17 protein-coding genes and 1 pseudogene are annotated in these 21,102 nt (G+C 71.9%); 11 read left to right on the forward strand and 7 right to left on the reverse strand.

Annotation, left to right across the window (positions count from 1 at the left end):
* Both DKT69_RS22210 and DKT69_RS22215 read left to right on the forward strand, forming a co-directional pair.
* Positions 1 to 836 (forward strand): NUDIX domain-containing protein (locus DKT69_RS22210; protein ID WP_109803448.1); only part of this gene is annotated, 836 nt, incomplete at its 5' end.
* Positions 837 to 1,182: 346 nt separating this feature from the next.
* Complete coding sequence (locus DKT69_RS22215) at positions 1,183 to 2,097, forward strand: CDP-alcohol phosphatidyltransferase family protein (protein ID WP_109803449.1); 915 nt, start codon at positions 1,183 to 1,185, stop codon at positions 2,095 to 2,097.
* A 58-nt stretch (positions 2,098 to 2,155) separates the two neighbouring features.
* Here DKT69_RS22215 and DKT69_RS22220 read toward each other — a convergent pair whose 3' ends face one another.
* The 3 genes and pseudogenes from DKT69_RS22220 to DKT69_RS22230 form a co-directional block, all read right to left on the reverse strand.
* The gene (locus tag DKT69_RS22220) at positions 2,156 to 3,403 is read right to left on the reverse strand and encodes a phosphatidylserine decarboxylase (RefSeq protein WP_109803450.1); all 1,248 of its coding nucleotides are present in this window, start codon (positions 3,401 to 3,403) and stop codon (positions 2,156 to 2,158) included.
* A 544-nt stretch (positions 3,404 to 3,947) separates the two neighbouring features.
* Positions 3,948 to 4,196, reverse strand: a pseudogene (locus DKT69_RS22225) (hypothetical protein); the annotation flags it as partial.
* Entirely contained in the window at positions 4,193 to 5,743 is a 1,551-nt protein-coding gene (locus tag DKT69_RS22230; protein WP_201749794.1) for a PspC domain-containing protein, read from the reverse strand. The pseudogene DKT69_RS22225 and the gene DKT69_RS22230, both read right to left, overlap by 4 nt.
* A gap of 162 nt (positions 5,744 to 5,905) precedes the next feature.
* Between DKT69_RS22230 and DKT69_RS22235 the strand changes: the two genes are divergently transcribed.
* Complete coding sequence (locus DKT69_RS22235) at positions 5,906 to 7,174, forward strand: ATP-binding protein (RefSeq protein ID WP_109803451.1); 1,269 nt, start codon at positions 5,906 to 5,908, stop codon at positions 7,172 to 7,174.
* A gap of 2 nt (positions 7,175 to 7,176) precedes the next feature.
* Complete coding sequence (locus DKT69_RS22240; protein WP_109803452.1) at positions 7,177 to 7,857, forward strand: response regulator; 681 nt, start codon at positions 7,177 to 7,179, stop codon at positions 7,855 to 7,857.
* Positions 7,858 to 7,944: 87 nt separating this feature from the next.
* On the opposite strand, the gene DKT69_RS22245 is transcribed toward DKT69_RS22240, so the two are convergent.
* The gene (locus DKT69_RS22245; protein ID WP_236648158.1) at positions 7,945 to 8,679 is read right to left on the reverse strand and encodes a PIG-L deacetylase family protein; all 735 of its coding nucleotides are present in this window, start codon (positions 8,677 to 8,679) and stop codon (positions 7,945 to 7,947) included.
* A 427-nt stretch (positions 8,680 to 9,106) separates the two neighbouring features.
* Here DKT69_RS22245 and DKT69_RS22250 point away from each other — a divergent pair, with 427 nt between their 5' ends.
* The 5 genes from DKT69_RS22250 (at position 9,107) to DKT69_RS22270 (ending at position 14,853) form a co-directional block, all read left to right on the forward strand.
* Entirely contained in the window at positions 9,107 to 10,747 is a 1,641-nt protein-coding gene (locus tag DKT69_RS22250) for a peptide ABC transporter substrate-binding protein (RefSeq protein ID WP_109803454.1), read from the forward strand.
* Between the two features lie 148 nt (positions 10,748 to 10,895).
* Positions 10,896 to 11,822, forward strand: a complete 927-nt coding sequence (locus DKT69_RS22255; protein ID WP_109803455.1) for an ABC transporter permease — start codon at positions 10,896 to 10,898, stop codon at positions 11,820 to 11,822.
* Positions 11,815 to 12,792: an ABC transporter permease gene (locus DKT69_RS22260; protein WP_109803456.1), complete on the forward strand. Its 978-nt coding sequence runs from the start codon at positions 11,815 to 11,817 to the stop codon at positions 12,790 to 12,792. The genes DKT69_RS22255 and DKT69_RS22260 overlap by 8 nt, the downstream gene beginning before the upstream one ends.
* Before the next feature lie 26 nt (positions 12,793 to 12,818).
* The gene (locus DKT69_RS22265) at positions 12,819 to 13,847 is read left to right on the forward strand and encodes an ABC transporter ATP-binding protein (RefSeq protein WP_109803457.1); all 1,029 of its coding nucleotides are present in this window, start codon (positions 12,819 to 12,821) and stop codon (positions 13,845 to 13,847) included.
* Positions 13,840 to 14,853, forward strand: coding sequence for an ABC transporter ATP-binding protein (locus DKT69_RS22270; RefSeq protein ID WP_109803458.1), 1,014 nt, complete (start codon positions 13,840 to 13,842; stop codon positions 14,851 to 14,853). The genes DKT69_RS22265 and DKT69_RS22270 overlap by 8 nt, the downstream gene beginning before the upstream one ends.
* Positions 14,854 to 14,959: 106 nt before the next feature.
* Here the strand turns inward: DKT69_RS22270 and DKT69_RS22275 are convergent, their stop codons facing one another.
* Complete coding sequence (locus DKT69_RS22275; protein WP_109803459.1) at positions 14,960 to 15,313, reverse strand: chorismate mutase; 354 nt, start codon at positions 15,311 to 15,313, stop codon at positions 14,960 to 14,962.
* A 310-nt stretch (positions 15,314 to 15,623) separates the two neighbouring features.
* Here DKT69_RS22275 and pcrA point away from each other — a divergent pair, with 310 nt between their 5' ends.
* A complete protein-coding gene (pcrA, locus tag DKT69_RS22280) occupies positions 15,624 to 18,131 on the forward strand; it encodes a DNA helicase PcrA (RefSeq protein ID WP_109803460.1) in 2,508 nt (835 codons plus the stop codon).
* A 64-nt stretch (positions 18,132 to 18,195) separates the two neighbouring features.
* On the opposite strand, the gene DKT69_RS22285 is transcribed toward pcrA, so the two are convergent.
* On the reverse strand, positions 18,196 to 18,969 hold the full coding sequence (locus DKT69_RS22285) for a M23 family metallopeptidase (RefSeq protein ID WP_109803461.1): 774 nt from the start codon (positions 18,967 to 18,969) through the stop codon (positions 18,196 to 18,198).
* A 259-nt stretch (positions 18,970 to 19,228) separates the two neighbouring features.
* A complete protein-coding gene (locus tag DKT69_RS22290) occupies positions 19,229 to 19,939 on the reverse strand; it encodes a M23 family metallopeptidase (RefSeq protein WP_109803462.1) in 711 nt (236 codons plus the stop codon).
* Positions 19,940 to 20,325: 386 nt separating this feature from the next.
* Here DKT69_RS22290 and icmB point away from each other — a divergent pair, with 386 nt between their 5' ends.
* Positions 20,326 to 20,730: a coenzyme B12-dependent isobutyryl CoA mutase small subunit gene (gene icmB / locus DKT69_RS22295; RefSeq protein ID WP_109803463.1), complete on the forward strand. Its 405-nt coding sequence runs from the start codon at positions 20,326 to 20,328 to the stop codon at positions 20,728 to 20,730.
* Positions 20,731 to 21,102: the final 372 nt, after the last annotated feature.

The raw sequence follows: 21,102 nt of genomic DNA on the forward strand, positions 1-21,102 counted from the left end.
TGCGGGGGTCGGCCACCGCGGACTTTCCGGGGGTGTGGCAGCTGCCGGGGGGTGGGCTCGACCACGCCGAGCATCCCGAGGCCGCGGTGGTGCGGGAGTTCGCCGAGGAGACCGGGCTGACCGTGGCGGTGGCCGGGCTCCGGGACGCCGTGGCGGACGTGACCCGGTACCCCGACCTCGAGGTCGCCCTGCACACCGATCGGATCATCTTCGACGTCACGCCCACCGCAGGGACGCTCCGGGACGAGGTCGACCGGACCAGCGACCTGGCGGCCTGGTTCACCCCCGCCGAGGCGGCCGGGCTGCCGCTGCTGCCGTTCACCGCGGAGCTGCTCGGCCTGCCGGTCGACCCGCTGCCCGCGCGGACCGCCCGGGCGCCGTTCGGGCCGGCGCCCACCGACCGGCGGCAGCGCTTCGCCGCGTACGGGCTGGTCACCGACCCGGCGGGGCGGGTGCTGCTCACCATGATCGCCGAGGGGTACCCGGGTGCCGGCAAGTGGCACCTGCCCGGTGGTGGCACCGACCACGGCGAGCAGCCGGCCGCCGGGCTGCTCCGCGAGCTGGTCGAGGAGGCCGGCCAGCTCGGCCGGGTGGTCGAGCTGCTGGCCGTCGACAACCTGCACAATCCGGCCGCGCTCGGGCCGGAGGGGCGGCCGCTGGACTGGCACGGGGTGCGGGTGATCTACCGGGTGCTGGTGGACGCCCCGACCGAGGCGGTGGTGACGGAGCTCGCCGGCGGGTCCACCGCCCGGGCCGCCTGGTTCCTTCCGGAGCAGGTCAACGGCTTGCGGCTGACCGACGTGGCCGCGCTGGCAACCGGACGTCGAGGTCGATAGCACCCGCTCGCCGAGCGCCCTGGGCTCGCTCCGGTACAGTCGTTAGCTGGGATTGGTGGAAGAAACGGGCGATGGAGCCCGAGTTGGGAACAAGAGAGCGGTTCGTGCGGTTAAGAGAGCTATAAGTACCGCCGGCAGCTATCGCCAAGCCCCTTTCCCTTGTGCAATGGTGTACTCCGCAAAACGGGCTGCCGGACCAGCAAGGTCCGGCACGAGACAGCCGGACAGCCCGCCCTGGTGGCGGGTCAGCCGATCCGGTGATGGAGGAAACGTGCCGAGAGCCCCATGGCGCCGGCGTCGTACGACTGACAGTCCGCGCCCCGCAGGGCGTCGCTGGGCGGGCCGGTTGCGCCGCAGCAGCACGTTCGCCCGCCAGGTGCTGCTGGTCCGGGTGGGCCGACGGGACGACGCCGTCCCCGGCGCCGACCTGGTCGTTCCGGACCACCGCTACGCCGACCGGCAGCGTCGCCGCTACGGCCGGTTCAACCGCGCCGAGGTCGAGGCCATCATGCCGGTCAGCCCGGCGCTCGCCCCCACGTCGGCGGTCGACGACGACGCGACGGCGATGTCGATCCCGCTCCTGCCGGGCGAGCGCACCGCCGCCCGCCGGATGAAGTTCGCGGTGGTCAACGGCTGCACCCTGAGCAGCCTGATGCTCGGCATGCTGGCCATCTTCCTGGCCATGCAGGGCGAGGTGCGGGTCGCGGCGCTCTGCCTGATCGCCTGCGTCGTGTTCGACGGTCTCGACGGCGCGCTGGCCCGCAAGCTCGGCGTGGCCAGCCCGTTCGGCGCCCAGATGGACTCGCTGGCCGACATGTGCTCGTTCGGCCTCGCCGCCCCGGTGGTGGTCTACGCCTCGCTGGCCGGCTCGGTGTCGGCGGCCGCCGCTGCGGTGGCCTGCGCCCTCGTCGCGGCCTGCGCCGCGATCCGGCTCGCCCGGTTCAACGTCTCGCCGAAGGACGGCCGGTTCTTCTGCGGCGTACCGACCACCATGGCGGCGGCCGTGCTGGCCCTGACCGTGGCCATCGGGCTGCCGGTCTCCGGCCTGGTGCTGGTCGGCGGGGTGGCCCTGCTGGCCTTCGCGATGGTCTCCAGCTTCCCGTACGCGAAGCTCGCCCGGCTGGTGAAGCTGCCGCCGTGGCTCTGGCTGGCCCCGGTGGTCGGCGCCCTGGTCGACATCCGGCTCACCTTCGCCCTGGTGGTGGTGGGTTACCTGGTCAGCGGCCCGCTGCTCTGGCTGCACCAGCGCCGTACCGCCTGATCCGAGCCATCGAAAAGGGGCGCCGCACTCGCGGCGCCCCTTTTTCGTGTCTCCACGGTCAGACCCAGCGGGCGATCACCGTCGAGCCGCCGACCACCTTGTCGCCGGGGCCGACCAGCGGCTCGGCGGCGTCCGCCGGCAGGTAGACGTCGGTCCGCGAGCCGAACCGGATCAGCCCGAAGCGCTCGCCCTTGGCCAGCAGGGCGCCGACCGGGGCCCGCTGCACGATCCGCCGGGCGATCAGGCCGGTACGCTGCGCGACCACCACCGTGCCGTGCTCGGTCTCCAGCACCGTGTACGCCGCCACGTTGTGCTCGGCGTCCGGCTTCATCGCGTTGACGAAGCCGCCGTCGGCGACGAAGTAGTCGACCACCTTCCCGGCGACCGGGGCGCGGTTGACGTGCACGTCCAGCACGGAGAGGAAGACCGCGAGCCGCAGCCACTCGCCCTCGCCGAAGCGCTCGTCGTGCAGCCGCTGCACCGAGAGGACCTGACCGTCCGCGGCGGCGACCACGGCCGACGGGTCCTCCGGCACGTCCCGCTCCGGGTCCCGGAAGAAGGCGGCCACCGGGGCGGCGGCCAGCGCCGGCAGCAGCCAGAGCTTCGACTTCGGGCGGGCCACCCGGGCCAGCGCCGCGAGCCCGAGGCTGATGCCGGCCGCGGCGACGCCGTTCGAGTCGATGTGCATGCTCCGGGTCAGCGGCACGCTGGACGGCCGGTACGCCGGCGCCAGCCGGGCGGCCACCGCGGCGCTGGCCGGCGTGAAGCGGAGGTGGTGCACCCGGACCGGCGGGGAGTTGCGCAGCACCAGGTCGGTGCGGACGCCGTGCAGCACGCCCTGCCGATCCAGTTCGGTGCCGGCGCCCTCGGTCCGGAAGAGCGGCGCGGCCACGCTCAGCACCGCGGCGTCGGACAGGTACTTCGACAGCCCGTCGACGGCCGTCCGGGCCTCGTCGGCGGTGCCGGTGAACGGCTCGGCGGCGATGACCACCTCGGCGGCGTCGGCCTCGGCGAGGGTGTCGACCACGCGTACCCGGTCGGCGACCCAACGGCCCTGGGCCGACACGTGCTCGCGGAGCGCGGCGGCGGACGACCCCTCCGCCGGCACGACGGTGAGCCGGTCGCCGGGGAGCAGCGCCTCGATCGCCGCGGCCAGGACCGCGGACTCCGCAGCCGCGCCGACCAGCAGGGCGGCCTTCGGGTCGTTGCGCCGGGCGAGCTCGCTGACGAGGGTACGGGCGGCGCGCTCGCCGATCCGGACCGGACCGGACGCGCCGGCGGTGCGCACGGCGGGGGACTGGGTCATGTCGGACGGGCTCCTGACGGGGTAGAGACGGGAAAGCGGTGGGACCGCCACGGCGACCTGGTCGGCCGGGGACGAGGCTCGGCGACCGGGACCACCGGGTCCGGGCGGAACCCGGCGACGTGGCGGCCCGGCCGCGGCCGAGGCCCCACGGCGTGGGCCGGCCGGCGGAGGCGAGATCTCCACCGGTCAGCATATGCGCCGCCGGAGGAGCCCCGCACCGCCGCGCTCGGCCCGGTTACCGCTCCTCGCCGTCCGGGCCCGCCGCCGGGCCGGCTCCGGCGGCCCGCTGCTGCCGGGTGGCCGGCGCGTCGCCGACGGTGGACCGCCCGGGGCTCGTCGGTCCGAGGTCGACGGTGGGCTGCTCCCGGGTCGTCGCATCCGTGCTGGTGCCGGGGTCCGTCGGCGGCGCGGACGGCGACCAGCGCGATTCGCCCGCCCCTCCGCTGACCGGCCGGTCCGCCACCGCCTCCGCCGCGTCGTCGCCGACCGCGTCGGTACGCCACTCGTCGGCCTCCGGCGCGACCGGCGGGGTCCACTCCGGGCCGCCCTCGTAGGGAGCCGACACGGTCGTCTCGGCGTCCGTCCCGGCGGCGGCGTCCCGGTCGGCGTGCCGGCCGGAGCGCAGCGCGCCGGCCAGGCCCAACACCCCGATCAGGATGAGCGCGCCGGCCAGGAACCATCCCACCGGCGGGAGCGTCAGCCCGAGGATCCGGGCCAGCAGCCACCAGACGGAGAGGGCCAGGAAGACCAGCCCGAACGCGAGCGAGACGAGGTCGGTGCGGTGGGCCTTCACCGGGTCACCTCCAGGTTGCCGGCGTTGACGTGGATGAGCAGGCGCAGTTCGCCGCCGCCCGGGCCGTCCGGGCCGACGTCGGTGCTCTCCCGGAGGTTGCCGTCCATGCCGCCGGAGCGCCGGCCGAAGACGGTGGCGTCACCGGCGTTGACGTCGGCCACCGTGGTGACGTCGACGTTCGGCGGCACCACCACGGTCGCCTCGCCGAAGTTGATCGCCACGGTGATCTGCGTCTCCTTCTTGTCGAAGTCGACGCCGCGCAGGTCGAGCACGGCGTCGCCGAAGTTGTTCTCGTACCGGGTCGCCAGGTCGCGGTAGTCCGTCGGGGCCCAGGTCACGTCGCCGTCGATGCCGCGTACCCGGTCGTAGGACTCGGCGACGGTGGCGACGCCGAGCGCCGCCGCGGTCACCAGGCCCAGCGCGATCAACCAGCGCGCCCGGCCGAACCAGGTGCCGACCAGCAGCCCGAGCCCCATCGTGGCCAGCGCCGCGGCGAAGTACCCGGCGGCGCCCACCGGAAAGACGTCGAGCAGGTCGAGCACGGCGACCACGCCCAGCGCCAGGAAGATCAGCGAGAACGTCGCCGCGCCGAGCGGGGAGCGTTCCTTCGGCCGCTTGGGCGGCTTGGGCGCCCGGACCCGCGGCTGCGGCGCCGGCGGGTACGGCCCGGCGTACGGGCCACGAGGGGCGAACGGCGCCCGGTAGCCGGTCGGCGGCGCGGTGGGCGGTACGGGGACCGCCACCCCGGCCGGCGCGCCGATCGTCGGCGCGGCGGGCCAGACCGGCGCCTCCGCGCCGGCTCCCGTGGTGGGTCGGGCGGCCGGCAGGCCCGAGGCCGGGACGTCGGCGGGCGGGGCGTACATCTGCGGGGCCGGCCAGCTCACCGGCGGCACGGGACCGGGAGGTGTCGCGGGCGGGCCGGACGCGGCTCCCGGCGCCGCCGTCCCCCGGTGTTCCCGATTGAGCAGCAGCGCGCCGCCGATCAGGATGGCCGCGCCGAGCAGGACGGCCCGGAAGGCGTCGGTGACGATGTAGCCGAAGCTGACCGCGACCAGGATGCTGAGCACGATGACGGTCACCGGGGACATGCTGGACCGGCCCCGGCCGAGCATCGACTCCACCGGGGAGGCGGTGTCCCCCTCGCCGGGGATGATCAGCCAGGCGGCCACGTAGACCAGGATGCCGATGCCGCCGAAGAAGCCCAGCACGGCGAGCAGCACCCGCCAGAGCACCGGGTCGGTGTTCGTGGCCCGGCCGATCGCCGCGCAGACGCCGGCCAGGTAGCGGCCCTCGCGGGGGCGGACCAGCCCGTACCGCGAGGTGAAGCCGGCGGCGCCGGGCGGCGGGGCGTACCCGGGCGGCGGATCGCCGAGCGGCTCGGCGCCGGCGGCGGACCACGACGGGTCGCCGGCAGGGTCCCCGGCCGGCGGAGCGCCCTGCTCCGAACCGGCCTGGGTGGTGGGCGCCGGTGCCGGCGCCGTGGGTGGCGGTGGCCCGTCCGGCGGTGCCGCCCCGGGCAGGGGCGGACGGGCAGCGTCCTCGGTCATGCTCCGATCCTGCTGCCCCGGGCGCCCGAGCGTCCTCAGGAACCGACCCTGACGCCACCCTGAGATCCGCGCCGGCCGAATGTCGGGGGCCTCCCCGTGGTCCGGGGCGCCCCGGCCGTGTGACGATCGGAGCGGCGCCGGAACCGGCCCGTACCTCGTCCCATGACCAGGGAGCTTCCGATCAGCAGCACCGTGTCCCCACCCCCGCCGCGGCTCTACCGTGCCCCCGAGCACCGGTTGGCCGCGGGGGTGGCCGCCGGCATCGCGGACCACCTCGGCATCTCCGTGGTCCGCGTCCGGGTGGCCTTCATGGTGCTGCTCGGGCTGAGCGGCCTGGGCCTGCTGCTCTACGCCGCCTTCTGGGCGGTGGTCCCGCTGCGCCCCGGCGACGCCGTACCGCCCCGCCGGGACCTCGCCCAGCTCCTGCCCTTCGTCGCGATCGGGCTGGGCGTGCTGCTGACCCAGGTGATGGTCTTCGACTCGGTGGGCGCGGCCGGCACCGCCGGCTGGCTGGTTGCGATCATCGCGGTCGGCGCCGGGGTGATCTGGCACCAGTCCGCCCCGGAGCGCCGCCGGCAGTGGGGCGAGTCGATGCCGGTGCCGTGGCTCGGCGCGGTGGTGGAGGAGAGCGACCGCCGGGCGTTCGTGCTCCGCTTCATCGGTGGCGGCGTGCTGGTCGCGGTCGGCATCATCGGCGTGGCGGCGGTCTACTCACCGGCGCAGAACTTCGACGCCGTGCTCAACGGCGTGATCTTCGCGCTGGTCGGGCTGGCCGGGGTCGGCGTGGTGGCCGCGCCCGTGCTCTGGCGGACCTGGAACCAGCTCCGCTCGGAGCGGGAGGGGCGCATCCGCGAGCAGGAGCGCGCCGAGCTGGCCGCCATGGTGCACGACCAGGTGCTGCACACCCTGGCCCTGATCCAGCGCAACGCCAGCGACGTCAAGACGGTCCAGCGCCTGGCCCGGGGCCAGGAACGGTCGCTGCGCAACTGGCTCTACAAGCCGACCGGCTCACCGAGCGAGCGCTTCGCCGCGGCCCTGGAGCAGGCCGCCGCCGAGGTGGAGGACACCTTCGCCATCACGGTGGAGGCGGTGGTGGTCGGCGACCGGGAGACCGACGAGCGGGTCGGCGCGCTGGTCGCCGCGGCCCGGGAGGCGCTGGTGAACGCCGCCCGGCATGCCGGGGTGCAGACCGTCTCGCTCTACGCGGAGGTGGAGCCGGACCAGGTCAGCGTCTTCGTGCGGGACCGGGGCAAGGGCTTCGACCCGGATACCGTGGAGGATCACCGGCACGGCGTCCGAGGGTCGATCATCGGGCGGATGAAGCGGCACGGTGGCCGGGCGGAGATCCGGTCCGAGCCTGGGGAGGGGACCGAGGTGCGGCTGATCCTGCCGATCACCGGCACCGGCTCCGCGACGGAAAGGGACAAATGACCATGGCCGAGCACGGACCGGTCGAGGGGGCGCAGCCCCGGGACGGGCGGCTGCGGGTGTTCCTCGTCGACGACCACGCGATGTTCCGGGCGGGCGTACGCGCCGAGCTCGGCGGCCATGTGGAGGTGGTGGGCGAGGCGAGCACGGTGGCCGAGGCGGTCACCCGGATCGCCGCCACCCAGCCCGACGTGGTGCTGCTGGATGTGCACATGCCGGACGGCGGCGGCCGGGCGGTGCTGGACGCGATGCGGCGTACCCACCCGCAGGTGAAGTTCCTCGCGCTGAGCGTGTCGGACGCGGCCGAGGACGTGATCGGGCTGATCCGGGCCGGCGCCCGGGGGTACGTCACGAAGACCATCTCGCCGGACGAGCTGACCGACGCCATCCGCCGGGTGGCCGACGGCGACGCGGTGTTCAGCCCGCGGCTGGCCGGGTTCGTGCTGGACGCGTTCGCGGCCCGGCCGGACGCGCCGGTGGCCGATCCGGAGCTGGACCAGCTCACCAACCGGGAGCGCGAGGTGCTTCGGCTGCTGGCCCGGGGGTACGCGTACAAGGAGATCGCCAAGGAGCTGTTCATCTCGATCAAGACGGTCGAGACGCACGTGTCGAACGTGCTCCGCAAGCTCCAGATGTCCAACCGGTACGAGCTGTCCCGGTGGGCGGCGGACCGCCGGCTGGTGTGAGCGGGTGAGGCGATCGTGACCGTTTCCGCCCAGGACTCGGTCTCCTTCGGCGGGGTCTGTCTCTTCGCCGGTCGGTAGCCGACGCGGTCACTCCGTGCGGAGCACGGTGAACGACTCGGCCAGCCGGCCGGCGGGCAGGCCGGCGTTGTCGGCCACCGTGGTGAGCCAGCCGCGTACCCAGGTCTCCACGTCCAGGTGCGCGGTCTGCGAGCGGTGGGCCCGCATCGCGGCGATCTTCCGGTCGAGGTACGGGGTGACGTCCACGGCGTGGTCCGGGGCGGGGCCGCCGGCGTACCAGATCTCCCGGACCACCCACGGCTCCAGCCCCTCGTCCAGCAGCTCGGGGAAGGCGAAGGCGTTGCGCGCGTCCGGGTAGACCGCGCAGGTGGTGGCCTCGCCGACCGCCAGGTGGTCCGGGTGGCTCGGGCCGGCGAGATGCTCCCAGCGGCGCAGTGGAGAGCTGGTGAGGACCCGTTCCGGCCGGAACCGCCGGATCGCCGCGGCGACCTGCCGGCGCAGGGCGAGGCTGGGGGTGAGTATCCCGTCGGCGTGGCCGTCGACGAAGTCCACCCGGTGCACGCCGACCGCGGCCGCCGCGGCCCGCTGCTCCCGTTCGCGCAGTCGGGGCACCTCCTCGCGGGGGGTGTCGTCGAAGCCGCCGGACTCACCCCGGGTGATGATGAGGTACGCGACCTCGATGCCCTCCTCCACCCAGGCGGCAATGGTGCCCGCACAGCCGAAGTCGACATCATCCGGATGGGCAAATACGGCCAGCGCCCGATGGAGGCCGGACAGTGCCGGAGCGGAGGCAGGGAAGCTCACAGGGACCGAGAGTACGTGCCGTGCTCGCCCCATGTGACCGCGTCTTTCCTGTTCAGCGAGGTCCGACTCGGGCGTTTCATGATCTTTTCTCAGGTATCGGCAACGTGGCGGGCAACTAACGGCTTGATAACGGCACCTTCACGTAATGGGCCGGTGGGTGTCACAGTGGCAGCACCTCACCCTCGTTGTGAGGCACCCCGTCGGGCCCGCCGACCACGTGACGCCGCTTCTCGTCGCGGAACGTGGCCGTCGACCCTGCGCGGTGTCGCCCGGCGAGAGTGTGGTGCCCGGCGGATCGGTACCCCTGGGGTGTCCCGATTTCCCCTGCGGTAACCGTCGACCTGCGGTTCGGGTCGGCGGCGGCGTCACCCCCCAGACGTGCGTGAACCCACGACGGAACCAGGTTAGAAAGAGGAGGCCCCTCGGTATGAGAGTCTCGAAGCGGGCGACCGGTGCCCTCGCGGTCGGTATGGCCGCCGCGCTGGTCGCTACCGGTTGCTCGAGCAGTGAGGGTGGCGGCGGCGAAGCCGGCGCCACCAAGGACGGCGCGATCACCATCCACGGCGTCCAGCCGGAGAACCCGCTGGTTCCGGCGAACACCACCGAGACCGGCGGCGGCAAGATCATCGACTCGCTCTGGACCGGCCTGGTCGAGTACCCGAACAACGGTGGGGCCCCGCAGAACGCGCTGGCTGACTCCATCGAGACGAAGGACTCGAAGGTCTTCACCATCAAGATCAAGAAGGGTACCAAGTTCCACGACGGTACCGAGGTGAAGGCGAAGAACTTCGTCGACGCCTGGAACTGGGCCGCCTACTCGCCGAACGGCGCCGCGAACGGCAGCTTCTTCTCCGACATCCAGGGCTACGGCGACGTCGCCACCGAGGACCCGGACGGCGACGGCCCGCAGAAGGCCCCGACCCCGAAGGTCGACAAGATGTCCGGCCTGAAGGTCGTCGACGACCAGACCTTCGAGGTCACCCTCTCCGCGCCGACCGCGGTCTTCCCGACCAAGCTCGGCTACAGCGCCTTCATGCCGCTGCCGGACGCGTTCTTCAGCGCGAAGCCCGAGGAGTTCGGCAAGAACCCGATCGGCAACGGCCCGGTGAAGTTCGTGTCGTGGCAGGACAACGTCGAGATCAAGCTGACGCGCTTCGACGACTACAACCTGCGCGACAAGCTGAAGATCAAGGACGTCACGTTCAAGCTCTACCAGAGCGAGGACGCGGCTTACGCCGACCTGCAGGGCAACAACCTCGACTTCATGGAGACCATCCCGACCTCGGCGCTGGCGGGCGAGAAGTACAAGACGGACCTGGGCGACCGGGCCATGTCTACCGTCACGCCGACGACCGCCTTCATCGCTTTCCCGATCTACGACAAGCGCTTCACCGACCCGAAGCTGCGTCGCGCCGTCTCCATGTCGATCGACCGGCAGGCGATCTCCGACAAGATCTTCTTCGGCACCCGCAAGCCGGCTGACAGCTGGGCCAACCCGCTCACCCCGGGCGCCCCGGCCGGTAACTGCACCGCCTGCAAGTTCGACCCGACGCAGGCCAAGCAGCTGCTCCAGGAGGCCGGTGGCTTCCAGGGCGAGATGGTCTTCTACTACAACGCCGACTCCAGCCACAAGGACTGGATGGAGGCCGTCGCGCAGCAGGTCAAGACCAACCTCGGCATCAACGCTCGCGCCGAGGGCATGCCGACCTTCGCGGTGTTCCGTCAGAACATCAACGCCCACAAGATGAAGGGCCTGTACCGTGCTGCCTGGCAGCAGGACTACCCGGACATCGAGAACTGGGTGAACCCGCTGTACGTCAAGGGTGGCTCCTCCAACGACGGCCTCTACAGCAACCCTGAGGTCGACGCGGCGGCCAAGGCCGCCAGCGCTGCCCCGAGCCTCGAGGCCTCGCACCAGCAGTTCGCCGAGGTTCTCAAGAAGGTCGACGCTGACGTGCCGACCATCCCGGTCTACTTCTACGGCCAGCAGTCCGGCCACTCGGAGAAGATCAAGAAGCTCGAGCTGAACAACGTCGGCGAGCTGGACCTCTCCTCGGTCGAGCTCTGATCCGAACGATCTGACCCCGGGTCGGGCTCGCCACATCCGGTGGGCCCGGCCCGGGGCAGTTCCGCGAGAGGGTGTTACAACATCTGCCTCGCACGTTGTCGCCATCGTGTCGGCCGTCCGACGCGCCCCCTGTCTGGAGGACCACCCCATGGGCCGCTATCTCTTGAGACGGCTGCTCCAACTCGTGCCGGTCTTCATCGGCACCACGTTCATGATCTACGCGCTCGTCTGGGCCGTGCCCGGTGACCCCTTCGCCGGTAAGTGCGGCGAGCGGCGCTGCCCGGACCAGTACATCGCGTTCATGACCGACAAGTACCACCTCGACCAGAACATCTTCGTCCAGTACGCGACGTACATGCAGAACCTCCTCAAGGGGGACTTCGGGCAGACGTTCAGCGGCCGGTCGATCAACGACATCATCGCGACCGCGTACCCCAACACGCTGAAGCTCGCCGTGGTGGCCCTGCTCATCGAGGCAGGCATCGGCCTCACCGCCGGTGTGCTCACCGGCCTGCGCCGCAACGGCTTCCTGGACAACCTGGTCCTGGTCTCCACGCTGTTCCTGATCGCGCTGCCGGTCTTCGTGGTCGGCTTCGTGCTCCAGTGGCTGTTCGGCGTGCAGTGGCAGCTCGTCAAGCCGACCGTCTCCAGCGAGATGCGGTTCTCCGAGCTGATCATTCCCGGCTTCGTGCTGGGCAGCGCCTCGATGGCGTACATCGCCCGGGTGGCGCGGACGAGCATCGCCGAGAACCGGCGTGCGGACTACGTGCGCACCGCGATCGCCAAGGGCCTGCCGATGCGCCGGGTGGTCGGCGTGCACCTGCTGCGCAACTCGCTCATCCCGGTGGTCACCCTGCTCGGCACCGACCTCGGCGCCCTGATGGGCGGAGCGATCGTCACCGAGGGCATCTTCCAGATCAACGGGATCGGTCGCCAGGTCTACCGGTCGATCGTCACCAAGGAGAGCGCTACGGTTGTCTCCATCGTGGTGGTGCTGGTGCTGGTCTATCTGCTGATGAACCTGGTGGTCGACCTGCTTTACGCCGCCCTGGACCCGAGGATCCGCTATGAGTGACCCTTCCACCGCCTCGATCGTCAGCACCCCGCGCCCCGAGCAGCCAGGTGAGATCGGTGCCCCCGCGAACGCCGGCCTGCCGGAGAGCGCCCGCAAGGAGAAGCCGCGTGGCCTCCTGGGTGACGCCTGGCGGGACCTGCGGCGCAAGCCACTCTTCTGGATCTCCTCGGCGTTCATCGTGCTGTTCGTGCTCATGGCGGCCTTCCCGTCGCTGTTCAGCGCCGGCGACGCCGTCAACGGCACGCTTGCCAACAGCCTCGGCAAGCCGTCCGCGAACGCCTGGTTCGGCTACGACGTACAGGGCCGTGACGTGTACGCCCGGGTGATCTACGGCGCCCGTGCGTCCGTGGTGGTGGCTCTGCTCTCCGTGGTCGGCACCATGCTGGTCGGTGGGACGATGGGCGTCATCGCCGGTTACCGCGGCGGCTGGGTGGACTCGCTGCTCTCCCGGATCGCCGACGTCTTCTTCGGTCTGCCGTTCGTGCTGGGTGCCATCGTCATCCTGACCACGTTCAACGGCTCCGGCACCAGTAACAGCAAGTGGCAGATCATGGCCCTGGTCATCGCCTCCCTGGTGGTGCTGACCTGGCCGGTCGTGATGCGGCTGATGCGCTCCTCGGTGCTGGCCACCAAGGAGGCCGACTACATCGTCGCGGCCCGGGCCCTTGGCGCGGGGACCGGCCGGATCATCCTCAAGCACCTGCTGCCGAACTGCCTGGCGCCGCTGCTGGTGTACGGGACGATCATGGTCGGCTCCTTCATCGGCGCCGAGGCCACGCTCTCCTTCCTGGGCGTCGGTCTGAAGAGCCCGGTGGTCTCCTGGGGCATCATGATCAGTGAAGCGCAGAACTACATCCGGGTCGCGCCCTTCCTGCTCTTCTTCCCCGCCGCGTTCCTCGTCACCGCCGTGCTCAGCTTCGTCATGCTTGGCGAGGCGGTCCGCGAGGCCCTCGACCCGAAGCTCCGATAGGGGAGACTGAGTTGTCCGACATTCTCGTGTCCGAGCAGTCCGCGCCCGGCGCCGACGGATCCGGCCGCCCCTCCGGCCGGCTGCTCGAGGTCGACGACCTGCGGGTCGAGTTCCGTACCCGGGACGGCGTCGCCAAGGTCATCAACGGGGTCACGTACCACGTCGACGCAGGGGAGACCCTCGCCGTGCTCGGCGAGTCCGGCTCCGGCAAGAGCGTCACCGCGCAGACCATCATGGGCATCCTGGACACCCCGCCGGGCTTCGTCACCGGTGGACAGGTCCGCTTCCACGGCAGGGACATGCTCAAGATGTCCGCCGAGGAGCGCCGCCGCATCCGTGGCGAGGGCATCGCGATGATCTTCCAGGACTCGCTCTCCGCGCTGAACCCCGTCTTCACCGTCGGGTTCCAGGTCGCCGAGCAGTTCCGGATCCGGCGCGGCATGAGCCGCGCGGACGCCAAGAAGCGCGCGATCGAGATGCTCGACCAGGTCAAGATCCCGAACGCCAAGGGCCGGTACGGCAACTACCCGCACCAGTTCTCCGGCGGTATGCGGCAGCGCGCCATGATCGCGATGTCGCTGGCGCTCGACCCGGAGGTGCTGATCGCGGACGAGCCGACCACCGCGCTGGACGTGACCGTGCAGGCCCAGATCATGGACCTGCTCGGCGAGCTCCAGCGGGAGCGGCGGATGGGCATGATCCTGATCACCCACGACCTCGGCGTGGTCGCCGACGTCGCGGACCGGATCGCGGTCATGTACGCCGGCCGGATCGTCGAGGAAGCCGACGTGTACGACCTGTACGCCAAGCCGGCGCACCCGTACACCCTCGGCCTGCTGGACTCGATCCCGCGGATGGACGAGAAGGGGCAGGAGCTCCGCACCATCAAGGGCCTCCCGCCGAACCTGATGAACATCCCGCCGGGCTGCCCGTTCAACCCGCGCTGCCCCATGGCGCAGCCGGTGTGCCGGGAGAAGGTGCCCCCGCTGCTGCAGATCGGCCGCGGTCGGGCCAGCGCCTGCCACTTCGCCGAGGAGCTCGTGAGCCGTGACTGAGAACATCATCGAGGTCCGTGACCTGGTCAAGCACTACCCCGTCACCCGCGGGATCGTGTTCAAGAAGACCGTCGGTCAGGTCAAGGCGGTCGACGGCGTCTCCTTCGACCTGAAGGCCGGCGAGACGCTGGGCGTGGTGGGCGAGTCGGGCTGCGGCAAGTCGACGCTGAGCCGGGTCCTGATGAACCTGGAGAAGCCGACCGCCGGCACCGTCCGGTACAAGGGCCAGGACATCTCCAAGCTCTCCGGCGGGGCACTGCGGCGGCTGCGCCGGCAGATCCAGCTGGTGATGCAGGACCCGTACACCTCGCTGAACCCCCGGATGACGGTGGGTGACCTGATCGGCGAGCCGTTCGAGATCCACCCCGAGGTGGCCCCGAAGGGCAGCCGCCGGAACAAGGTCAAGGAGCTGCTCGACCTGGTCGGCCTCAACCCGGAGCACATCAACCGGTACCCGCACCAGTTCTCCGGCGGCCAGCGGCAGCGCATCGGCATCGCCCGGGCCCTGGCGCTGCGGCCCGAGGTGATCGTCTGCGACGAGCCGGTCTCGGCCCTGGACGTGTCGATCCAGGCTCAGGTGATGAATCTGCTGGAGAAGCTCCAGAACGAGTTCGGCCTGTCGTACGTCTTCATCGCCCACGACCTGTCGGTCGTGCGCCACCTCTCCGACCGGGTCGCGGTGATGTACCTGGGCAAGATGGTGGAGGTCGGCACCGAGGACGAGATCTACGAGCGGCCGACCCACCCGTACACCCAGGCGCTGCTGTCGGCGGTGCCGGTGCCGGACCCGACGCTGCGGGAGAACAAGGCGATCATCCGGCTCACCGGTGACGTCCCCTCCCCGGTCAGCCCGCCCTCGGGCTGCCGGTTCCGCACCCGCTGCTGGAAGGCGCAGGACGTCTGCGCCCAGGAGGTGCCGCTGCTGCAGATCCGGCGGGGCACGGACCACCCGAGCGCCTGCCACTTCGCGGAGAAGCGGGAGATCGTCGCCACCCACGAGGCGTGATCCGTCCGGACCGCCTGCCGGCGTCAGTTCGACGCCGGCGGGCGGTCCGTCGTATCCGGGCCCGCCCCCGGCGGCCCGCCGGGCCGCCGGGCCGGGCCGCCCCTCCTCACAGCGGGCCGCGGCCGGCGCGAAGCAGCAGCAGCGCGAGCTGCGTCCCGTCCGCACCCAGCGCCTGCCGGAACCGCTCCAGGATCTCCCGCTCCCGGGAGAGCACCAGGCGGGTGCCGCCCGAGGCGAGCCGAGTGGCCCCCACCTCCTGGGAGAGGGCGGCCCGCTCCTGCCACAGCGCGATGATCGTCCGGTCGATCTCGTCGATCCGCTCCCGGATCGCCACGATCCGCTCGGCGGCCGCCGAATCGCCGGTGCCGGTCCGGGCGGTCGCGGCCGCCGTCGCACCAGTGTCGGCCCCGTCGTGGTTCTTCGCCAGGCTGCCGCTCTGCTCCGCCACGTCAGTCATCATCGTCGTACCCCTCGGGTGTCGGGCCCGGTGCCCGGATCCCGGGACGAAAAAGCCCCGGGCTCTCCGAGCCCGGGGCTTTCGCAGGTCTTGTGATCAGGCGCGACCTACGGCTGCCGGACTCCCGGTGCCGTAGTAAAAGTAGAAGCGCTGACCGAACACGTCGTCGAGTATGCCGAGCGGTGGCCGGGGTGCGCAAGGATTCCCGCCAACAGGTGGGACGGGGTGCGTTTCCGTCCCCGGTGACGGCTTCGTCTCGTCGGGGCGTGCTCGGGCGGGAAGTGTCCGTCCGGCGGCATAGACTCGCCGTGCGATGCATCCTCTCTTCGACATTCCCGCGTCCCCGCCCGCGCCGGAGCCGACCCCGCCGCACCGGCCCGGGTCCTACGACGACTCCAGCTCGGCTGGCGGCCATGATTCGGCCTCCGCGCCGCTAGGCGGCGCTCCGGACCGAATGAAGGCCGGTCTGTCGCCGCGCCGCGACCGGGAGCCGTCGGCCGCCCGGCTGGACCCGCAGGCCCTCCTCGCCGGGCTGAACGGTCCCCAGCGCGACGCCGTCACGCACGCGGGTTCGCCCCTGCTGATCGTGGCCGGCGCCGGTTCCGGCAAGACCCGGGTGCTGACCAACCGGATCGCGTACCTGCTCGCCGCGCGGGACGTGCACCCGGGCGAGATCATCGCGATCACCTTCACCAACAAGGCCGCCGGCGAGATGAAGGAGCGGGTGGCCGCCCTGGTCGGGCCGCGGGCCCGGTTGATGTGGGTGTCGACCTTTCACTCCGCCTGCGTCCGGATCCTGCGGGCCGAGCACGAGCACGCCGGGCTGAAGTCGGCGTTCTCGATCTACGACGCGGACGACTCGCGCCGGCTGATGCAGATGGTGGCCCGGGAGCTCGACCTCGACCCGAAGCGCTACCCGGCGCGCGGGCTCGCCGCCCAGGTGTCCAACCTCAAGAACGAGCTGGTCGACCCGGAGGCGTTCGCCAGCCGGGCCAAGGGGCCCAACGAGCGGGCGCTGGCCGAGGCGTACACGCTCTACCAGCGGCGGCTGCGCGAGGCGCACGCGCTGGACTTCGACGACCTGATCATGACGACGGTGCACCTGCTCCAGTCGCATCCGCACGTCGCGGAGAGCTACCGACGCCGGTTCCGGCACGTCCTCGTCGACGAGTACCAGGACACCAACCACGCCCAGTACGTGCTGATCAAGGAGCTGGTCTCCGGCACCGAGGGGATCGAGCCGGCCGAGCTCTGCGTGGTCGGCGACGCCGACCAGTCGATCTACGCGTTCCGGGGCGCGACCATCCGCAACATCCTCGAGTTCGAGCGGGACTTCACCGACGCCCGGACCCTCCTGCTGGAGCAGAACTACCGCTCCACCCAGACCATCCTCAACGCCGCCAACGCGGTGATCGACCGGAACACCTCCCGCAAGCCCAAGCGGCTCTGGAGCGACGCCGGGGCCGGCGAGCAGATCGTGGCGTACGTCGCCGACACCGAGCACGCCGAGGCGGACTGGGTGGCCCGGGAGATCGACCGGCTCGTCGACGACGGCGAGACCCGCCCCGGCGACGTCGCGGTCTTCTACCGCACCAACGCCCAGTCCCGGGTCTTCGAGGAGGTGTTCATCCGGGTCGGCCTGCCGTACAAGGTCGTCGGCGGGGTGCGCTTCTACGAGCGCAAGGAGGTCCGCGACGCGCTGGCCTACCTGCGCGCGGTGGTCAACGACGACGACACGGTCAGCCTGCGCCGGATCCTCAACACCCCGCGCCGGGGCATCGGCGACCGGGCCGAGGCGTGCGTGGAGGCGCTCTCCAGCCGGGACCGGATCTCCTTCGGGGCGGCGCTGCGCCGGGCCAAGGACGCGCCGGGCATCTCCACCCGGGCGGCCAACGGGATCGCCGACTTCGTCGCGCTGCTCGACGGCGCCCGGCAGCTGGCCGAGACCGGCACCCCGGAGGAGGTGCTGGAGGCGCTGCTGACCCGCTCGGGTTACCTGACCGAGCTGGAGGAGAGCCTCGACCCGCAGGACGCCGGCCGGGTGGACAACCTCCAGGAGCTGGTCAGCGTCACCCGGGAGTACACCGAGCGGATCGAGGCGCTGGGCGAGGAGGGGGAACGGGCCACCCTGGCCGGCTTCCTGGAGCAGGTGGCGCTGGTCGCCGACGCCGACCAGATCCCCTCCGACGACCCGGACCACCAGGGCGTGGTCACCCTGATGACCCTGCACACCGCGAAGGGCCTGGAGTTCCCGGTGGTCTTCCTGACCGGCCTGGAGGACGGCGTCTTCCCGCACCTGCGCTCGCTCGGCGACACCCGGGAGCTGGAGGAGGAGCGCCGGCTCGCGTACGTGGGCATCACCCGGGCCCGGCAGCGGCTCTACCTGTCCCGTTCGGTCACCCGCTCGGCCTGGGGGCAGCCGGCCTACAACCCGCCGTCGCGGTTCCTGGAGGAGTTGCCGCCGGATCTGGTCCGGTGGGAGCGCACCGAGGGGTCGTACACCTCGTGGGCCGGCGGAGGCGGCGGCGTCGGCGGCCGGGCGGACCGCGCGCCCGGCGGACGGGGCGGCTTCACCGGCGGCACCCCCAAGGCGGCGCAACTGGCGAAGCGGCTCGGCGTGGACGGCAGCCGGCTGGCCACTGCCAGCGAGCTGCCCCAGGGGCCGAAGGTGGCGGCCGGCGACCGGGTCAACCACCAGCGCTACGGCCTGGGGCGGGTGCTCGCCGTGGAGGGGCACGGCCCGGGTGCCCGGGCGCAGATCGACTTCGGCGACCAGACCATGTGGCTGGTCCTGCGGCACGCCCCGATCGACAAGCTCTGAGCGACCACGAAGGGCCCGGGCCGGCGAACCGCCGGACCGGGTCCCTCGTCGTGCTCCGCGACCGTCAGCAGGCCACGTCGATGCCCCGCGCGCGCAGGAACGGCGCCGGGTCGATCTGGTTCCACATCGCGCCCTTGTGCACCTCGAAGTGCAGGTGCGGGCCGGTGGCGTCGCCGGTGGCGCCCTCGTAGCCGATCACCTCGCCGGCGCTGACCTTCTCGCCCACGCTGACCGCGATGCGGCTCTGGTGGGCGTAGTGGGTCAGGTAGCCGTTGCCGTGGTCGATGAAGACCGAGTTGCCGTACCCGTCGCCGACGTCGCCGGCCTTGACCACGGTGCCCGCCGCCGCGGCGTGGATCGGGGTGCCCGCGGGCATCGCGAAGTCGATGCCGGCGTGCAGGGTGCCCCACCGCTGCCCGTAGCAGGAGGTGATCGCGGCGCCCTTCATCGGGATGACCCAGGAGGGCTTCGGCTTGGCGGTCTTCTTCGGCGTCGGCTTGGCGGTGGCCGCCTTCTTCGTCGGCGTCGGGCTGGCCGTGGAGGGGCTCGGCGACGGGCTGGCCGCGGTCGCGGACGGGGTGACCGGGGCGGTCGACTCCCGGACGGAGCGGTCGGCGCGGGCGGCGGCCTCGGCGCGGGCCTGGGCGTCGAAGTCGACGGCGGCGGGGGTCGGTGTGCCGTGGTCGGCGGTGGCGACGGAGACGCCGCCGAGGCCGAGGCCGATCAGCGCCACCGCGCCGACCACGAAGTACGTGCTGCGCCGGCCCGGCCGCCTGCGCGCCCGGTGCCGGGGAACGTCGTGGGTGTTCTCGTTCTGGACGGAGCTGTCTTCCTGCACGGCGGACCTCACAGTCGAGGGGCACTTGACCTCGAAATACTGGTGTCGGCCCGGTCCGCGCCGGGTAGGGGCTCCGGTGGGACGGCCGGGGCTGCTGACGGCCCACGCCCGGTTTCGCCTCAGCTGGGTGATCTGACCCGGAAAACGATCATGCTTAGCTGTGTCTCCGCTCACAGTTGTCGCTGTGACCCGGCAGACTTCGCGTCAACGAAACCGCCCGGATCCAATGATCCGGGCGGCAAGCGGGCGGTACCCAGCGTCAGGACGCCGCTACCTCGCTGTAGATTGCCTCGACTTGCAGCTTGATGTCCACTCCGCGGTCCTCGAGCCACGGCACCGGGTCCAGCGGCTGCCCGTTGACATGGATCTCCAGGTGCAGGTGCGAGCCGTAGGAGTGCCCCGTGTTGCCGACCAGACCGAGCTGGTCGCCGGCCTTGACCTGCTGGCCCTCCTGGACGCTCACGGCGGAGGAGTGGCCGTAGATGGCCTCGCTGCCGTCCGGGTGCTGGACGATCACGGCGTAGCCGTACCCGCCGAACCAACCGGCCTTGGTGACGGTGCCGGAGTGGATCGCGACGTACGGGGTGCCCTCCGGAGCGACCAGGTCGACGCCTGTGTGCAGCTTGCCCCAGCGCATGCCGTACGGCGAGTTGAAGTCGTAGCCCTGCAGGGGGAGCAGCCAGACGTCCTGCTCGGTCCCGGCCTTGGCGACCCGGCTGTCCCGGGTGGCGCGGTCGGCGGCGTCGGCGCGGGCCGCCGCGTCCTGGCTGGTGATCGAGGCCTGCTTGAGCTCGTCGAGGACCGACGGGCTGACGCTCTTGGCGTCCGGCAGGGCGTTCGCGCCGAGGGCGACGATGCCGGCCCCGACGAAGGCGGTGGTGACGACCGCCGCGTAACGGCTCCGCGGGGGGGTGGGTACGCGGCGGCGGCCGCGATATCTATCGGGCTCAGACGACAGGCGCTGGCGCACGCACACCCTCCGTTGTCGGGGTTCCGATGCGGTCGACCGGCGCCCGGGAAACTCGGGTGAACGTCGGCTGGCCGCGTCGTCACCCGTCCATGGACCTGATGACAACCGTGGTCACGTTAGCCAACTGCCACTCCAGTCACAAGCCGAAGCGCCGAATTGGGGTTTCGTTCTGTCCCTTTCCGTCCGCTGATGTCATAGCTCGCGCCCCCGGACGGGGGGCCCGTTAACCGTCCGTTCGTCGCGCACAGTGACCGTTCGGCGGAGGCGTCCGACTTCCGGGCGGTGCGGTCGAAGGCTATGGGTGCAGCCCGGCTTCCCGGCGTCGGGGCGGGCGGGTTACCGTTCGTTCAGGTGATAGCCGCGGAGCCGGTGAAAGGTGTGCGCTGATGAGCTCTCGTATCCGGGTCGTCGTCGCGAAGCCCGGCCTGGACGGCCACGACCGGGGCGCGAAGGTGGTCGCGCGCGCCCTGCGCGACGCCGGCATGGAGGTCATCTACACCGGCCTGCACCAGACCCCGGAGCAGATCGTGGAGACCGCCATCCAGGAGGACGCCGACGCGGTCGGCCTCTCCGTGCTCTCCGGGGCGCACATGACGCTCTTCAAGCGGGTACTGGAACTGCTCGCGGAGCGGGACGCCCGGGACATCGTCGTCTTCGGCGGCGGCATCATCCCGGACGCCGACATCCCCGAGCTGGAGCGGCTCGGCGTGGCCAAGATCTTCACGCCGGGTGCCACCACCCAGTCCATCGTGGAGTGGGTCCGGCAGAATGTCGCCCAGCCGGTCGCCTGACCGCAGCCTGGCTGCCGGCGGCGGTGTCGTCGCGTGTCGTCGCGTGTCGTCGCGGATTGCTCGTCGCAAGCGTGGGCGCCGCGGAGCGGGTTCGCGCCCGTAGCCGGGGTGTCCAGGAAGGGCGCCTGCAGTCGAGGCCGCGCCGGACGGGCGTGCGATGCGGGCGCCTGCGGGTGCGGCCCCGGCTGATGGACGCCGTTGGGTGACCTCCCGGCCCGGTAGGCGCGCGTGCATGCTGTTGCGTGCGGTCCCGGCCCGGTGGGCGTGCGGTGGATGCCGTTGCCCGAGGTCCTGGCCTGCGGGTGCGCGTGGGCGCTTGCGGGCGAGGTGACAGCCCGGCTGCTGCGCGGTGGGCGCGGTCGGGCGGGAATG

The organism is Micromonospora sicca (genome assembly GCF_003172935.1).
GTDB classification, from domain to species: Bacteria; Actinomycetota; Actinomycetes; order Mycobacteriales; family Micromonosporaceae; genus Micromonospora; species Micromonospora sicca.

Excerpts from the sequence above, each read along its gene's own strand:
- DKT69_RS22220 (WP_109803450.1), bottom strand. The coding sequence starts at position 3,403 with ATGACCCAGTCCCCCGCCGTGCGCACCGCCGGCGCGTCCGGTCCGGTC.
- DKT69_RS22230 (WP_201749794.1), bottom strand. The coding sequence starts at position 5,743 with ATGACCGAGGACGCTGCCCGTCCGCCCCTGCCCGGGGCGGCACCGCCG.
- DKT69_RS22235 (WP_109803451.1), top strand. The coding sequence starts at position 5,906 with ATGACCAGGGAGCTTCCGATCAGCAGCACCGTGTCCCCACCCCCGCCG.
- DKT69_RS22240 (WP_109803452.1), top strand. The coding sequence starts at position 7,177 with ATGGCCGAGCACGGACCGGTCGAGGGGGCGCAGCCCCGGGACGGGCGG.
- DKT69_RS22250 (WP_109803454.1), top strand. The coding sequence starts at position 9,107 with ATGAGAGTCTCGAAGCGGGCGACCGGTGCCCTCGCGGTCGGTATGGCC.
- DKT69_RS22255 (WP_109803455.1), top strand. The coding sequence starts at position 10,896 with ATGGGCCGCTATCTCTTGAGACGGCTGCTCCAACTCGTGCCGGTCTTC.
- DKT69_RS22260 (WP_109803456.1), top strand. The coding sequence starts at position 11,815 with ATGAGTGACCCTTCCACCGCCTCGATCGTCAGCACCCCGCGCCCCGAG.
- DKT69_RS22275 (WP_109803459.1), bottom strand. The coding sequence starts at position 15,313 with ATGATGACTGACGTGGCGGAGCAGAGCGGCAGCCTGGCGAAGAACCAC.
- pcrA (WP_109803460.1), top strand. The coding sequence starts at position 15,624 with ATGCATCCTCTCTTCGACATTCCCGCGTCCCCGCCCGCGCCGGAGCCG.
- icmB (WP_109803463.1), top strand. The coding sequence starts at position 20,326 with ATGAGCTCTCGTATCCGGGTCGTCGTCGCGAAGCCCGGCCTGGACGGC.